At 58.9% G+C, this 12,117-nt stretch carries 10 protein-coding genes and 2 tRNA genes; 2 read left to right on the plus strand and 10 right to left on the minus strand.

The window, feature by feature from the left end; translation table 11 throughout:
• The first annotated feature begins 44 nt into the window (after positions 1-44).
• Complete coding sequence (locus BK667_RS17705; protein ID WP_123598422.1) at positions 45-1,154, plus strand: DUF2817 domain-containing protein; 1,110 nt, start codon at positions 45-47, stop codon at positions 1,152-1,154.
• Between the two features lie 66 nt (positions 1,155-1,220).
• Here BK667_RS17705 and BK667_RS17710 read toward each other — a convergent pair.
• Positions 1,221-1,297: transfer RNA gene (locus tag BK667_RS17710), tRNA-Met, on the minus strand.
• Positions 1,298-1,413: 116 nt separating this feature from the next.
• Positions 1,414-3,471, minus strand: a complete 2,058-nt coding sequence (locus BK667_RS17715; protein ID WP_123598423.1) for a methyl-accepting chemotaxis protein — start codon at positions 3,469-3,471, stop codon at positions 1,414-1,416.
• A gap of 334 nt (positions 3,472-3,805) precedes the next feature.
• On the opposite strand from BK667_RS17715, the gene BK667_RS17720 reads away from it, so the two are divergent.
• A complete protein-coding gene (locus BK667_RS17720) occupies positions 3,806-5,023 on the plus strand; it encodes an MFS transporter (protein ID WP_123410093.1) in 1,218 nt (405 codons plus the stop codon).
• A gap of 162 nt (positions 5,024-5,185) precedes the next feature.
• Here BK667_RS17720 and ychF read toward each other — a convergent pair whose 3' ends face one another.
• The 8 genes from ychF to BK667_RS17760 form a co-directional block, all read right to left on the minus strand.
• The gene (gene ychF / locus BK667_RS17725) at positions 5,186-6,286 is read right to left on the minus strand and encodes a redox-regulated ATPase YchF (protein ID WP_046053455.1); all 1,101 of its coding nucleotides are present in this window, start codon (positions 6,284-6,286) and stop codon (positions 5,186-5,188) included.
• A gap of 22 nt (positions 6,287-6,308) precedes the next feature.
• Entirely contained in the window at positions 6,309-6,893 is a 585-nt protein-coding gene (gene pth / locus BK667_RS17730) for an aminoacyl-tRNA hydrolase (RefSeq protein ID WP_008153430.1), read from the minus strand.
• Between the two features lie 170 nt (positions 6,894-7,063).
• Positions 7,064-7,666, minus strand: coding sequence for a 50S ribosomal protein L25/general stress protein Ctc (locus tag BK667_RS17735; RefSeq protein WP_123509188.1), 603 nt, complete (start codon positions 7,664-7,666; stop codon positions 7,064-7,066).
• A gap of 141 nt (positions 7,667-7,807) precedes the next feature.
• Positions 7,808-8,749: a ribose-phosphate pyrophosphokinase gene (locus BK667_RS17740; RefSeq protein WP_003208392.1), complete on the minus strand. Its 942-nt coding sequence runs from the start codon at positions 8,747-8,749 to the stop codon at positions 7,808-7,810.
• A gap of 46 nt (positions 8,750-8,795) precedes the next feature.
• Positions 8,796-8,870: transfer RNA gene (locus BK667_RS17745), tRNA-Gln, on the minus strand.
• Between the two features lie 36 nt (positions 8,871-8,906).
• Complete coding sequence (gene ispE / locus BK667_RS17750) at positions 8,907-9,758, minus strand: 4-(cytidine 5'-diphospho)-2-C-methyl-D-erythritol kinase (protein WP_123598424.1); 852 nt, start codon at positions 9,756-9,758, stop codon at positions 8,907-8,909.
• A 2-nt stretch (positions 9,759-9,760) separates the two neighbouring features.
• Complete coding sequence (lolB, locus tag BK667_RS17755) at positions 9,761-10,378, minus strand: lipoprotein insertase outer membrane protein LolB (RefSeq protein ID WP_123598425.1); 618 nt, start codon at positions 10,376-10,378, stop codon at positions 9,761-9,763.
• A 4-nt stretch (positions 10,379-10,382) separates the two neighbouring features.
• Positions 10,383-12,107 carry a tetratricopeptide repeat protein gene (locus tag BK667_RS17760; RefSeq protein WP_123598426.1) on the minus strand — a complete coding sequence of 575 codons (1,725 nt, stop codon included), beginning with the start codon at positions 12,105-12,107 and terminating at the stop codon, positions 10,383-10,385.
• Between the last annotated feature and the right edge of the window lie 10 nt (positions 12,108-12,117).

The following is a 12,117-nucleotide window of genomic DNA, read 5'->3' on the forward strand; positions in this document are numbered from 1 at the left end:
GGTCGAGAGCATCAGAGCGGCCAGAAAACCAACAAGAGGCAGACATGCAGAGCCAGTTTCCTACCCAGCCGAGTTACCGTGGGCAACGTGAACAATTCCTCGCCGCAGCCACCGCAGCAGGCGCGACACTGACCGAATATCCCCATCCACTCCAAGGGCCGTTCGGTGAATCGTTGAGCACTGATGTGGCGGTGCTCGGCGATCCGTCTGCCAAGCGTCTGCTGATTGCGTTGAGCGGCACCCATGGGGTCGAAGGTTTCTACGGCTCGGGCTGTCAGATCAAATGGTTGCAGGACTTGGGCAAGCGTTCGCTGCCGGCGGATGTCGCGGTGGTGATGATCCATTTGATCAACCCGTGGGGCACGGCGTGGTTGCGCCGGGTCAATGAAGACAATATCGACCTGAACCGCAATCACCTGAACTTCGAGCGTCCGCTGCCAGACAACCAGGCCTACGCGGCATTGCATGAAATCTACGCCAGCAGTGAGTTGCTCGGCCCCGAGCGTGATCGCGCCGATGCCTTGCTCGATGCGCACATCAAGGAACGCGGCTGGCCGGCGGTGATGTCGATTGTCGAGGGTGGCCAGCACAGTCACCCCGATGGTTTGTTCTTTGGTGGTCTGGCGCCGAGCTGGTCGAATCGCACGTTGCACCAGATCATTCAGAAGCACGTTGCCCATGCCGACGTTGCGATGTGTTTTGACTTGCACACCGGGGCCGGTGAATACGGTCATCCGATGCTGCTGACCATTACCGAGGCCGCTTACCCGGCGCTGGACGATGCCCAGGCGATTTACGGTCCGTGGCTCTACACCTTGCACACTGGCGCCAACACCACCAGCGAAACCGGGGTCGCAGCGACGGCAACGGGTTATACCTCCCAGGCGTTGCTCAATGCGTTGCCTCACGTGCGGTTGATGCCGTTTGTGATCGAGTGCGGGACGTATCCGGGGGTAGAGGTTCATCGGCATCTGCGCGATGACCATTGGCTGCATCTGCACGGCAACCCAAGTGATGAGGTTGGGCGCGGGATCAAACTCAATCTGCTGGAGCAGTTCTATCCGGCCGACAGCGATTGGCAGGCCATGGTCTGGCTGCGTACCTGGCAGATTTGGGAGCGCGGGTTGTCCGCGTTATCGACGCTGCGCGGCTGACGGGGCGGGCACTTTTCTCGAGGCATAAAAAAACGGCCTACCTTTCGGTAAGCCGTTTTTAGTACTTGGTGGCTACACAGGGACTTGAACCCCGGACCCCAGCATTATGAATGCTATGCTCTAACCAACTGAGCTATGTAGCCAAGTGGCGGGCATTATTCACCTGGAACGAAGATGCGTCAAGCGTAAATTTAAAATATTTCTCCACACTTTCAACCGGTTATCGTCCTGGCCCGAAAAAACAGGGCGGGGCAGGGCGTCAGCGCAGTTGAAATCTCCCGGTATTCGCACTCAAGGCCTTGCTGCCCTGGCTCAAGGTGTCTGCCGCAAGGTTCACGGCCCGCGCGCCTTCCAGTAACCTGACGGCGGCCTGATCGACCTGCTGGATGTTGCCGCTGACTTCATCGGCGGTGCTTGCTTGCTCCTCAACGGCGGTGGCGATTTGCGCCAGGGTGTCGGTGACGCTTTGCACCGCGCTGGCAATTTCCCCCAGGCGTGCGCCCAGGCCCGTGACGGCTTGCGCGTCGGTTTGAGCCTGGCCGCAAGCGGCTTCCATCAGGGTCACCGCTTCATTCACCGTGCTGCGCAGGCTATCGACGGTGCTGGCGATCTGTGCGGTGGACGACTGTGTGCGCTGGGACAGACTGCGCACTTCATCGGCCACCACGGCAAAGCCGCGACCTTGCTCGCCCGCGCGGGCAGCCTCGATGGCGGCGTTGAGCGCCAACAGGTTGGTCTGCTCGGCGACGCCACGAATAGTGTCGACCACCAATTGAATCTGTTGCCCTTGCTCACTGACCCGGCCCAATGCAGCCGCGGTGTCGTTGAGGCGCTGATTGAGCTGCTGAATGCTCGCCGTGGTGCGTTGGCTGTCGCGGCTGCTGTCGGCGGCGATGCGCTGGGTGTGTTGCGCGCTACCGGACGCCTGCTCACAGCTCTGGGCGACTCCTTGCGAGGTGGCGGCCAATTGCGTGGCAGCAGCGGCGATCTGGCTGATCTGGATTTGCTGGGCCTCGACTTCCCCCAGCGCGCCGCTGGAGTGATCGTTGAGGGTGCGCACGGCATTGCTCAGTTGCAAGGTCTCGTGATCGACCCCGAGCAAACTGTTGCGCAATTGCACCACCGCCACATTAAGCGCGGTGCTGATCGCCGCCAGTTCATCGCGCCCCTGCACCGGCACTTGCAGGCTCAGGTTACCGTCGCGCAGGGCTTCAGCCAGCACGGTGATGCCGCTGGCGCTGCGACGGATCGAGGCCTGCAAGCACACAAACAGGTACAACGCGGCCAACAGCAGGCAACCAAAGATCGTCGCCACCAGAATGAACTGGCGGATCGCCGAGCCGTGGTAGTAATCCAGGCGTTGATCCAGCGACACCAGCGATTGCTGGCGCAGCGAGGCGAGGTCGGTGAGCAGCGCGTCGAGGTTGCGTTCGAAGTCGTCCGGCTTGAGGTTGATGCTGCCGCCGAACACGCCGTCGTCCAGCACTTTCAAGGTCGAATCAAGATGCTTGAGGCTGTCATGGTATTGCCCGGCCCAGGTTTGCAAGGCGCTGGGCAGGCGTGCTTCGAGCAGGCTCGCCGTTTTAACCAGCTGTTCCCGGGCATCACCGATGCGACTGCGCAAGTCCCGCAGTTGCAGACGGCTTTGCAGGGTGAACTGCCCGGACACCACCGACGCCTGGCCGACGGCCGCCAGACGTCCGACCCGTTCGATCAGGTCCGGCGCATGTTGGGTAGAAATCTGCGTCAGCAAATAGGTTTCCAGCCACGGCGCCAGGGTCAGGCGATTGTCCATGACGATCTGTTCGCGCAAGGCTTGCAGGGCGCTCAGGGCATTGGTGAAGCGATCGTAGCCGTCCGGCCACCAGCCGACACCGCTCAGGCTTTTCGAGTCCAGGCCATTGAGGGCGGTTTGCAGGGCTTGATAGCGGGTCAGGGTTTCGCCCTCGGCGCCTTCGGTTTTCAAGGCATTGCCCAGGTCGGAAGTCGCTTGGGTGACGGCGGGCTGCACGGCGTCGAAAGCGCCCATGGCGGCGATCGTGGCTGGCGTCGGCTGGCGATTGGTTTCGGTGGCGCGCCAACGGGCCGCGCGGTCACGCTGGGCGGCGAGCAGGTTGTCGAGTGCATCCAGGGCCAGCAGTTGACGAACCCCGGCACGTTCGCCGGAAATCAGTTGCAGTTTGTCGCGATAATCCTGGCCGATCATCCACAGGCTGCCGGCCAGCGGCAGGATAAACAGCAAAAACAGCAGCTGAAATTTGCGTGCGAAGCCAAAACGCCCCAGCAATCCGATCCCCGGTGATAAAAAAGCCTGCATGCCCCATGACTCCTCTGGACACCACGCACCATCGGCGTGCGTCGTGATCGTTGCGACCGCGACTTGTGCCCCTTTAAAAGGCCTCGAAAGTTCACCCTCGCCAGCTCTGTAGGCCGACTCTGTAGCGAAACTTCCCATTCTCGATCCCCTTTGTAAGGGGGCCGCGTTGAAGGGGATAAACAAGGCAAGATTTAGACCATGGCGTTGCGCTATCACCCACTCTTCGATGAACGTCGAGGTCGTTAGCAGGCTAAGGGGATGGCGCTGCTGCACTGAAAAATGGCACATTGACGCACCTGCCCGTGTGCACCCATCTGTAGTACGGAAAATCCCCATGGCTATCAGCAATGCCCAGACCGGTTCGACGCCGGCGTCCGCGACTCCACAAAGCAGCCCTCTGGTCATGCGCATCATCGGCGCCGTAGCGCTGGCGCACTTGATCAACGACCTGATTCAGTCAGTGCTGCCGTCGATTTACCCGATGCTCAAGGCCAACTATGGCCTGACCTTTACTCAGGTCGGCCTGATCACCCTGACATTCCAACTGACGGCTTCGCTGCTGCAGCCGTGGGTCGGTTACTACACCGATCGCCATCCCAAGCCGTGGCTTTTGCCGGCTGGAACGGTGTGTACGCTGATCGGCATTTTGATGATGTCGGAAGTCGGCAGCTTCCCGATGATTCTGCTGGCCGCCGGGTTGATCGGCATCGGTTCCTCGACCTTTCACCCGGAAGCTTCTCGCGTGGCACGACTGGCTTCGGGCGGGCGGTTTGGCCTGGCGCAATCGACCTTCCAGGTCGGTGGTAACGCGGGTTCGGCGTTCGGTCCGTTGCTGGCGGCGGCGATCATCATTCCGTATGGCCAGGGCCACGTCGCGTGGTTCGGGTTGTTTGCGGTGTTTGCGCTGTTTGTGCTCTATCGCATCAGCCGCTGGTACGCCAACCACCTGAACCTGTTCAAGCTCAAGCAAGGTCAGGCGGCGACCCACGGCCTGTCGAAAAACCGGGTGATCAGCGCATTGGTGGTGCTCGGTTTGCTGGTGTTTTCCAAGTATTTCTACATGGCCAGTTTCACCAGTTACTTCACCTTCTACCTGATCGAGAAGTTCGACCTGTCGGTGGCCAGTTCGCAGCTGCACTTGTTCCTGTTCCTGGGTGCGGTGGCGGCGGGGACGTTCTTCGGCGGACCGATTGGCGACAAGATCGGGCGTAAGGCAGTGATCTGGTTCTCGATCCTCGGCGTTGCGCCGTTCACCCTGATCCTGCCCCATGTCGACCTGTTCTGGACCAGCATCCTCAGCGTGGTCATCGGCTTTATCCTGGCCTCGGCGTTTTCTGCCATCGTGGTGTACGCGCAGGAATTGGTGCCGGGTAATGTCGGGATGATTGCCGGGGTGTTTTTTGGTTTGATGTTTGGTTTTGGCGGGATTGGCGCGGCGTTGCTGGGGCATCTGGCGGATGTTCACGGGATTGAATACGTGTACTTCCTGTGTTCGTTCCTGCCGCTGTTTGGGGTGTTGGCGATCTTCCTGCCAAGAACCAAAAAGGCCTGAACACCATGGGCTCTGTAGGAGCGAGGCTTGCCCGCGAAGCTTTTAGCGCCAGTGATGACGCCTTCGCGGGCAAGCCTCGCTCCTGCAGGTTGGTGGTGTTTCCCGGATTTGAGGCACAAAAAAGCCGCGTATCAAACGCGGCTTTTTGTTGCGTAGCTGTTTTTACACGTTGAAACGGAAGTGCATCACGTCGCCGTCTTTCACGATGTAGTCCTTGCCTTCCAGACGCCATTTACCGGCTTCTTTGGTGCCGGCTTCGCCCTTGTACTGGATGAAGTCGTCGTAGGCGATGACTTCGGCGCGGATGAAGCCTTTTTCGAAGTCGGTGTGGATCACGCCAGCGGCTTGCGGTGCGGTGGCCCCGACGCGCACGGTCCAGGCGCGGACTTCTTCAACACCGGCGGTGAAGTAGGTCTGCAGGTGCAGCATCTCGTAGCCGGCGCGGATCACGCGGTTCAAGCCAGGCTCTTCGAGGCCCAGGGCTTCGAGGAACATGTCTTTCTCTTCGCCGTCTTCCAGCTCGGCAATTTCGGCTTCGATCTTGTTGCAGACCGGAACCACCATGGCGCCTTCTTCTTCGGCGATGGCCTTGACGATGTCCAGCAGCGGGTTGTTCTCGAAACCGTCTTCAGCGACGTTGGCGATGTACATGACCGGTTTGGTGGTCAGCAGGTGGAAGCCACGAATCACGGCTTTATCGTCGGCGCCCATGGTCTTCATCAGGGTGCGTGCAGGCTTGCCGAGGGTGAAGTGAGCGATCAATTGCTCCAACAGGCCTTTCTGGACTACGGCGTCCTTGTCACCACCCTTGGCGTTGCGCGCGACTTTCTGCAGTTGCTTCTCGCAGCTGTCGAGGTCGGCGAAGATCAGTTCCAGGTCGATGATTTCGATGTCGCGTTTCGGGTCGACACTGTTGGAGACGTGAATCACGTTCTCGTCTTCGAAGCAGCGGACCACGTGGGCGATGGCATCGGTTTCACGGATGTTGGCGAGGAACTTGTTGCCCAGGCCTTCACCTTTCGAGGCGCCGGCAACCAGGCCCGCGATATCGACGAATTCCATGGTGGTCGGCAGGATGCGCTTTGGGTTGACGATGGCTGCCAAGGCTTCCAGACGCGAATCCGGCATCGGCACGATACCGGTGTTCGGCTCGATGGTGCAGAAGGGGAAGTTCTCGGCCGCGATCCCGGATTTGGTCAGGGCGTTGAATAGGGTGGACTTGCCGACGTTAGGCAGGCCGACGATGCCGCAATTGAATCCCATGGTGTTTTCCCCGAGGAGTGAGTCAGGCCTTCTGGCTGTGCAGGTTTTTCATCGCGCGGTTCCATTCCCCGGCGAGGATATCCGGCAGCACGCCGAGGGCAAAGTCGATGCTGGCATCGAGTTTTTCCTGTTCGGCGCGTGGCGCACGACCCAGGACGAAATTTGAAACCATACTGGCAACGCCCGGGTGGCCAATGCCAAGCCGCAAGCGGTGAAAGGTATTCTGATTGCCCAGTTGCGCGATGATGTCGCGCAACCCGTTGTGACCGCCATGGCCGCCGCCCTGTTTGAGCTTGGCAACGCCCGGAGGCAAGTCGAGTTCGTCATGCGCCACGAGGATTTCTTCAGGCGTGATGCGGAAGAAACCGGCGAGTGCCGCGACAGCCTGGCCGCTGCGGTTCATGTACGTGGTGGGAATCAGCAGACGAACATCCTGACCCTGATGCGAATAGCGCCCGGTCAGGCCGAAATATTTGCGATCGGCCACAAGGTTTACGCCTTGCGCGTTCGCGATGCGCTCAACAAAAAGGGCCCCTGCGTTATGCCGGGTCTGTTCGTATTCAGCGCCTGGATTTCCCAGGCCAACGATCAGTTTGATGGCGGTCACGATAGGGGCCCTTCCTTGGAGTGGTGGATAACATCGCCGCAATCAGGGAGTGCGGCGAAAGTGGACGACACGTGCTCATTTACCATTATGTAAACTCCGCGTGCTCGCCCGCTTTCTCGCTACGTTCCAGTCCGCGATGTTACTTGATCACTCCGGCTTCACAGAGTGAATTACTCTGCTTCGCCTTCTTCGGTAGCTTCTGGAGCAACACGTGGAGCGTGGACGTTGGCAACAGCCTTGTCATCACCGTGGGCCAGAGCAACAAACTCAACGCCTTTAGGGGCTTTGAGGTCGGACAAGTGAATGATCGAGCCGACTTCGGCGTTAGCCAGGTCAACTTCGATGAATTCAGGCAGGTCTTTTGGCAGGCAGGTCACTTCGATTTCGGAAACAACGTGCGAAACTTCGCCGCCTTTCTTGATCGGAGCTTCTTCGCCAACGAAGTGTACAGGCACGATAGCGGTCAGTTTCTGACCCGCTACAACGCGTACGAAGTCAGCGTGCAGCACGTGGCCTTTAGCCGGGTGGCGCTGCAGAGCCTTGATGATTACGTTTTGCTTGGTGCCGCCAACGTTCAGCTCGATGATGTGGCTGTAAGCCGCTTCGTTTTCGAGCAGTTTGGCAACTTCTTTAGCCAGCATGCTGATGGATTCAGGGGCTTTTTCGCCACCGTAAACTACAGCTGGAACCAGGCTTGCGAGACGACGAAGGCGGCGGCTCGCACCTTTCCCCAGGTCGGAACGCACTTCAGCATTCAGAGTAAAATCGTTCATGTTGTATCTCCAAAATAACCACATTCGCCCCAGCGGTTGCGACCAGCGCTAAAGGCGATATGGGCAAAAAAGCCCCGCCCCGACAGGAATGCCGGGGCGGGGCGCTTTTCGTCAACGAGACATTCGAGAAGGGCAGGGCCCTTAACGGAACATCGCGCTGATCGATTCTTCATTGCTGATGCGGCGGACCGCCTCGGCAACTACCGGCGCGATATCCAGTTGACGGATACGCGAGCAGGCTTGAGCAGCAGCGGACAACGGGATGGTGTTAGTCACCACCAGTTCGTCCAGCATGGAATTTTCAATGTTTTCGATCGCCCGACCGGACAGCACAGGGTGTGTGCAGTAGGCGAAAACCTTGGCAGCGCCATGCTCTTTCAGGGCCTTCGCCGCATGGCACAGAGTGCCGGCGGTATCGACCATGTCATCGACCAGAATACAGGTACGCCCTTCGACATCACCAATGATATGCATCACTTCAGAGTGATTGGCTTTCTCACGGCGTTTGTCGATGATCCCGAGATCCACGCCCAGGGATTTGGCAACAGCACGTGCACGCACGACGCCGCCAATGTCCGGGGACACGATCATCAGGTTTTCGAAGCGCTGATCTTCAATGTCATCCACCAGAACCGGGGAGCCGTAGATGTTATCTACTGGAATATCGAAGAAACCCTGGATTTGGTCAGCATGCAAATCAACCGTGAGAACACGATCGATGCCGACTACGGTAAGCATGTCAGCGACGACTTTCGCGCTGATAGCCACACGTGCGGAACGCGGACGGCGATCCTGACGGGCATAACCAAAGTAAGGAATAACAGCAGTGATACGAGTAGCCGAGGAGCGGCGGAAGGCATCAGCCATCACTACCAGTTCCATCAGGTTATCGTTGGTCGGAGCGCAAGTCGGCTGAATAATGAAGACATCTTTACCGCGGACGTTTTCATTGATCTCGGCAGTAATTTCGCCGTCGGAGAACTTACCGACAGAGATGTCACCGAGAGGGATATGCAGCTGACGTACAACACGCCGAGCCAGATCGGGGTTAGCGTTCCCCGTAAAGACCATCATCTTGGACACGCGCAGTACCTGAAGGCTGAGGGTAACCTGGATGAGTATAGGAAAATGGCAGGGGCGGCTGGATTCGAACCAACGCATGGCAGGATCAAAACCTGCTGCCTTACCGCTTGGCGACGCCCCTGTATCTGTTGCAACGATTACCCAGTAATCGGTTCCTTTAGAGCAGTTTTTGCAGCTTGCGATGCAACATCGAAACGTTGCTTCCCTTTGCTACAAACCCTGTAAGGGTCTCTGTAAGAAGGGCCGAGACTTTATCAGCTTCAGCTTTGCTTGGGAAGCCCCCAAACACACAACTTCCAGTTCCGGTGAGTTTTGCTTCGGTAAATTTACCTAACAAATTCAATGCGTTACGTACCTCTGGATAACGCCTTGCTACTACCGGTAAGCAGTCATTTCGACTGTTTCCCTTGGGAACGGGGCGCACTTTAATGGGAGAAGAGTTACGTGTCAACAAAGGATCTGAAAAAATTTCTGCTGTACTTACAGATACTTGCGGTACGAGCACGAGATACCACGGTTCTTCGGGGTCTACAGGGGTCAGTTTCTCGCCGACACCCTCGGCAAAAGCCGCGTGCCCACGGACGAAAACCGGGACGTCAGCGCCCAGGGTCAGGCCCAGCACGGCCAGCCGATCCTCATCCCAGCCCAGTTGCCAGAGGTGATTGAGGCCAAGCAAAGTCGTCGCGGCATTTGAACTGCCGCCACCGATTCCACCGCCCATGGGCAGGACTTTATCGATCCAGATGTCGATGCCGAGGGCACAACCGGATTGCTCCTGAAGTTTCTTTGCGGCTCGAACAATCAGGTTGCTGTCGTGGGGAACGCCATCGAATTCAGTGTGCAAACGAATCACACCGTCATCGCGCACGGCGAAAGTGATGTCATCACCGTAATCGAGAAACTGAAAAATCGTCTGCAGCTCGTGGTAACCGTCTTCACGGCGCCCAAGAATATGCAGCATCAGATTGAGTTTGGCCGGCGAGGGCAGCGTCAGGCGCGGAGCAGTCATGTTCACTGCCCCAGTTTGCGTGGTTGCCATTCCTTGATCACCAGCGTGACATCAAGGTCGGTGCCGTGCAGTTTGATCCGCTCGGGCAGCCAATAGCCGTTTTGTTCGGCGTAGCTCAGGTATTCGACCTGCCAGCCATCCTGTTCTAGGTTGGCCAGACGACTGTCGGCGTCCAGGGTCAGGCGACTTTTGCTGTCCGGAGCCGGGAGCCCGCGAACCCACCAGGCCAGGTTGGACACCGGCAATTTCCAGCCCAGTTGTTCTTCGAGCAAGGCTTCCGGTGTCGGCGCCTCAAAGCGACCCTGGTTGGCGACTTCCAGCGACACCTTGCCCGGGCGACCGGTCAGGCGTGCGGCGCCGCGACCCAGTGGGCCAGAGAGGCGGATGTCGTAGTAATCCTGGCGCTGCAACCAGAACAGCGTGCCGCTGCCTGAATCTTTAGGCGCGCGAATGCCTATCTTGCCGTTGATCTGCCAGCCATCAAGGCTGGTCATCTGCTGTTTGTACGCGTTCCATTGGGCCGGATTGCCTTGACCCTGGACCGATTCGCGGGCGCCGAAGCCCGCGCAACCGGCGAGCAGGGCAATGAGGCTGAAAACGATAACGTGGCGCAAAAACATAATCTTAAAGAGTCTCTGATCCGGTCAGGCGCTTGATGGTGCCGCGCAGGGTAGGGCTGTCGGGCTGATCCTTGAGGAACTTGCCCCAGATTTGCTTGGCTTCCCGTTGTTTGCCGTTGGCCCACAGGACTTCGCCCAGGTGAGCCGCGACTTCCTGATCGGGGAAGCGTTCCAGTGCCTGGCGCAGCAAACGCTCGGCTTCATCGAGATTGCCCAAGCGGAAATTCACCCAGCCGAGGCTGTCGAGGACTGCGGGGTCTTCCGGATTGAGCTGGTGTGCGTGCTCGATCAGGGCCTTGGCTTCTTCGTAGCGAGTCGTGCGGTCGGACAGGGTGTAGCCGAGGGCGTTCAACGCCATCGCATTGTCCGGGTCGCGCTTGATGATCAGGCGCAGGTCTTTTTCCATCTGTGCCAAGTCATTGCGTTTTTCCGCGAGCATGGCCCGGGTGTAGAGCAGATTCAGATCGTCCGGGTATTGCAGCAAGGCTTTCTGCAACACGCCCCAGGCCTTGTCGCCCTGATTGTTGGCGGACAGGGTTTCGGCTTCGATCAGGTACAACTGGATCGCGTAATCCGGTTGTGCGTCGCGCTCGGCCAGCAGTTTGCTTTGGGCTTCGGCGGTCTTGCCGTTGTTCATCAGAATATCGGCCTGGCGCAACTGCGCTGGCAGGTAATCATTGCCGGGGCCGACCTGGGCGTACTCGATCAGTGCACCCTGCGGGTCGTTGCGCTCTTCAGCGATACGGCCGAGGTTCAGGTGTGCCGAATCCACATGGCTTTCCCGGGCGATCAGGTCTTCCAGGTAACCCTTGGCCTCGTCCCAGGCCTTGGCTTCCAGGCACACCAGCGCCAGGGAATAACGCAATTCGTCGTCTTCCGGATACTGCTGGACCAGGCTGGAGAACTCGACCTTGGCGTCATCCATGCGGTCCTGTTCGACCAGCATGCGCGCGTAGGTCAGGCGCAGGCGTTTGTCGTCCGGGTATTTCTTGATGCTTTTTTGCAGCAGTGGCAGGGCTTCACCGCCACGGTTGAGGGTTTGCAGCAGGCGCGCCCGCAGCAGGATCGGGGCGATTTCGCCTTCGTCCGGCGGATTGTCTTCCAGCAGGGTCAGTGCACCTTTGGCGTCGCCGTCCTGTTGCATCAGCAAAGCCTTGCCGAAAATCAGCTGGCCGTTGTTCGGATGCCGCTGCAACAAACGGTCAAAACTTTTCATCAGGCCGTTGCGGGTGTCCTGGTCGGTGTCAGCCGCGGACAGGGCGAGAAAGTCGAAATGCGTGTCGCCTTTGCCCAGCAGGACTTTCTCCATGTAGACCATGGAGTCGTCATAGCGCCCGGCGCGCGCCAGTTGCACGGCGGCTGCGCGTTGCGCTTCAAGGTCGTCCGGGGCATTTTTTGCCCAGATCAGCGCGGTATCCAGGGCGGCCTGATCGGCGCCCAGGTACTCGGCGATGCGGAATGCCCGCTCGGAGACGCCCGGATCCTGGGTGTTGATCGCCTGGGTGACGTAGTTGTCCAGCGCAATGTCGAAACGATTGCGCTGGCCAGCCAGTTCGGCGCTCAACAGACTGAAGACGGTTTCTTCACTGAAGGAGCTGTAGACCTTGGGCTTTTCAGGGGCCGGAGTGCTGTCTTCAGTCGGCGGCGTGCCGTCCGACGAAACGGGCGCCATAGCCTGGCAGCCGCTGAGGAAGACAAAAGCGAGGAGCAACGCGGAAGATCTATTCATATAGGAGAAG

The organism is Pseudomonas frederiksbergensis (genome assembly GCF_003732705.1).
Classification (GTDB): domain Bacteria; phylum Pseudomonadota; class Gammaproteobacteria; order Pseudomonadales; family Pseudomonadaceae; genus Aquipseudomonas; species Aquipseudomonas frederiksbergensis_F.

Bases quoted from the DNA above. Each gene is read 5' to 3' on its own strand.
- lolB (WP_123598425.1), bottom strand. From the start codon at position 10,378: ATGTTTTTGCGCCACGTTATCGTTTTCAGCCTCATTGCCCTGCTCGCC.
- ispE (WP_123598424.1), bottom strand. From the start codon at position 9,758: ATGACTGCTCCGCGCCTGACGCTGCCCTCGCCGGCCAAACTCAATCTG.
- BK667_RS17735 (WP_123509188.1), bottom strand. From the start codon at position 7,666: ATGAACGATTTTACTCTGAATGCTGAAGTGCGTTCCGACCTGGGGAAA.
- ychF (WP_046053455.1), bottom strand. From the start codon at position 6,286: ATGGGATTCAATTGCGGCATCGTCGGCCTGCCTAACGTCGGCAAGTCC.
- BK667_RS17720 (WP_123410093.1), top strand. From the start codon at position 3,806: ATGGCTATCAGCAATGCCCAGACCGGTTCGACGCCGGCGTCCGCGACT.
- BK667_RS17705 (WP_123598422.1), top strand. From the start codon at position 45: ATGCAGAGCCAGTTTCCTACCCAGCCGAGTTACCGTGGGCAACGTGAA.
- BK667_RS17715 (WP_123598423.1), bottom strand. From the start codon at position 3,471: ATGCAGGCTTTTTTATCACCGGGGATCGGATTGCTGGGGCGTTTTGGC.
- BK667_RS17760 (WP_123598426.1), bottom strand. From the start codon at position 12,107: ATGAATAGATCTTCCGCGTTGCTCCTCGCTTTTGTCTTCCTCAGCGGC.